Origin of the sequence: Dietzia sp. DQ11-38-2, assembly GCF_014145055.1 — a bacterium.
Taxonomy (GTDB): domain Bacteria; phylum Actinomycetota; class Actinomycetes; order Mycobacteriales; family Mycobacteriaceae; genus Dietzia.
Genome location: NZ_JAALDW010000521.1, coordinates 311 through 2,844 on the forward strand (window position 1 = coordinate 311; position 2,534 = coordinate 2,844).

Annotated in this window: 3 protein-coding genes; 1 reads left to right on the plus strand and 2 read right to left on the minus strand. The window is 67.2% G+C overall.

The window, feature by feature from the left end; translation table 11 throughout:
• Nucleotides 1-447 (minus strand): CDP-diacylglycerol--glycerol-3-phosphate 3-phosphatidyltransferase (gene pgsA / locus G6026_RS16265; RefSeq protein WP_347238128.1); only part of this gene is annotated, 447 nt, incomplete at its 3' end.
• 77 nt (nt 448-524) lie between these two features.
• On the opposite strand from pgsA, the gene G6026_RS16270 reads away from it, so the two are divergent.
• The gene (locus tag G6026_RS16270) at nt 525-806 is read left to right on the plus strand and encodes a YciI family protein (protein ID WP_107756599.1); all 282 of its coding nucleotides are present in this window, start codon (nt 525-527) and stop codon (nt 804-806) included.
• Nucleotides 807-817: 11 nt separating this feature from the next.
• On the opposite strand, the gene G6026_RS16275 is transcribed toward G6026_RS16270, so the two are convergent.
• Nucleotides 818-2,534: DNA translocase FtsK (locus G6026_RS16275; protein WP_241728141.1), on the minus strand; the 1,717-nt coding region annotated here is incomplete at its 5' end.

The window sequence follows — 2,534 nt, forward strand, 5'->3', positions numbered from 1 at the left end:
CCCCAGAGTCTGGGTGACGGTCTTGAGCTTTCCGCCCTTGCTGGCCGCCACCACGTGGTCCACACCGAACAGGCGCCAGAGGGTGATCCCGACCTCTCGGACCAGGATCACGATCGTGACCCACCAGAACAGCTCGTCGACCAGGGACAGCGAGATCATGGCCGCGGCCATGAGGGCCTTGTCCGCGATCGGGTCGGCGATCTTGCCGAAGTCGGTGACCAGGCCCAGGCGCCGGGCGAGGTACCCGTCCACGTAGTCGGTCGCCATCGCGAGCGCGAAGACCACGAACGCACCGACTCGCCACCACGGATCCTGGGCGTCGGAGACGAAGAACAGGACCACGAACACCGGGACCAGCAGGATTCGCAGGACGGTGAGCACGTTGGCGATGTTGAGCAGGGGGACCTCGGCACCGGGGCGGCCGTCGTCGGTGAAGGGAAGTGTCACCCCCACACCTTAGCGAGACCCGGGCCAATACCCTGGATCCGAAAACGCTCTCACCATGATCGGGAAGGACCCCAGCGATGCCGCTCTTCGCAGTCAGCTACCGGTACGAACCAGAGCAGTCGGAGGACCGGGAGGCGAACAAGCCCGCGCACCGCGAGTGGCTGTCCGCCCAGGTCGAGGCGGGGACGATTCGAACGGTGGGACCGTACACCGACGGGTCCGGGGCTCTGCTCATCGTCGAGGCGGACGACGCCGGCGCAGCCCGCTCCCTGGTCGCCGAGGACCCGCATTGTCTGCGTGGGTTTGTATCCGGGGTCACAGTCCGGGGGTGGATGCCCGTGTTCGGCGCGCTGGCCTGACCTTCGGACGTTCAGCCCACCGGCGCCTCGTCGAGGGTCTCGCTCCCGGTCGGCTCGTCGGCGTCTTCCTGCGGCGGCGTGCCCCCCTTGATCATCCAGATGACCGAGGCCAACTCCTCCGGTTTGACCAGGACGTCACGGGCCTTGGACCCCTCGGAGGGGCCCACGATGCCGCGCGATTCCATCAGGTCCATGAGGCGCCCGGCCTTGGCGAATCCGACGCGGAGCTTGCGTTGCAGCATCGAGGTGGACCCGAACTGGCTGGAGACCACGAGTTCGACGGCGGCGAGCAGGTCGTCCAGGTCGTCTCCGATGTCCCCGTCGATCTCCTTCGTGGACTCTTCCTTGGCGGCGGTGACGGTGTCGTCGTAGTCGGGCTCCGCCTGGTTCTTGGCGTAGTCGACGACGTCGTGGATCTCCTCGTCGGTGATGAAGGCGCCCTGCATACGGATCGGCCGGGACGCTCCCATGGGGATGAACAGTCCGTCGCCCATGCCGATCAACTTCTCGGCCCCCGCCTGGTCCAGGATGACCCGCGAGTCGGTGAGCGAGGAGGTCGCGAAGGCCAGGCGCGACGGCACGTTCGTCTTGATCAGACCCGTCACCACGTCGACCGACGGACGCTGGGTGGCCAGTACGAGGTGGATGCCGGCGGCCCGGGCCTTCTGCGTGATCCGCACGATCGCGTCCTCGATGTCCCGGGGCGCGGTCATCATGAGATCGGCGAGCTCGTCCACGACGGCGACGATGTACGGGTACGGGCGGTAGACGCGCTCGCTCCCGGGCGGGGTGGTGATGGCGCCCGATTTCACGCGATCGTTGAAGTCGGTGATGTGGCGCACCCGGGTCGACTTCATGTCCTGATAACGCTGCTCCATCTCCTCGACCAGCCACGCCAGCGCCGCTGCCGCCTTCTTGGGCTGGGTGATGATGGGGGTGATCAGGTGCGGGATGCCCTCGTACGGTGTCAGTTCGACCATCTTGGGGTCCACGAGGATCAGCCGCACCTCGTCCGGGGTCGCCCGGGTGAGCAACGACACGAGCATCGAGTTGACGAAACTGGACTTGCCCGAGCCCGTCGAACCCGCCACCAGCAGGTGCGGCATCTTCGCCAGATCGGCGGTGACGAAATCCCCCTCGATGTCCTTACCCAGCCCGATGAGCATCGGGTTGTGCTTCGTGGCGGTCTTGGGATCGGTGAGAACGTCGGCGAGTCTGACCAGTTCACGGTCGAGATTGGGGACCTCGATACCCACGGCGGACTTGCCCGGGATCGGGGCGAGGAGCCGGACGTTGTCGGTGGCCACCGCGTAGGCGATGTTCCGGTGCAGCGCGGTGATCTTCTCCACCTTCACACCGGGGCCCAGCTCGACTTCGTACCGCGTGACCGTCGGCCCGCGGGTGAACCCGGTGACCGCGGCGTCGATCTTGAACTGTTCGAGGACGCCCTGGATGGCCTCGATCATCTGGTCGTTGGATTCGCTGCGCTCCTTGGGCGGGTCTCCCGCGGTCAGCAGGCTCACGGGCGGCAGGGTGTACTCGACCCCGTTGAGCAACTGCTTCTGGGAATCGAGCCGGTCGACGTCACTGTCCGCCGCGGTGTGGGTGGACGGGGAGTTGGTCTGCGGCACAACGGCTGTGTCCGCTGCTGCGCGGGATCCCGCCGGGCGGGCGGTGGTCGCGACGATGTCGTCGTCCACGCCGGGCCCGTCGACGCCGTCGACGCCG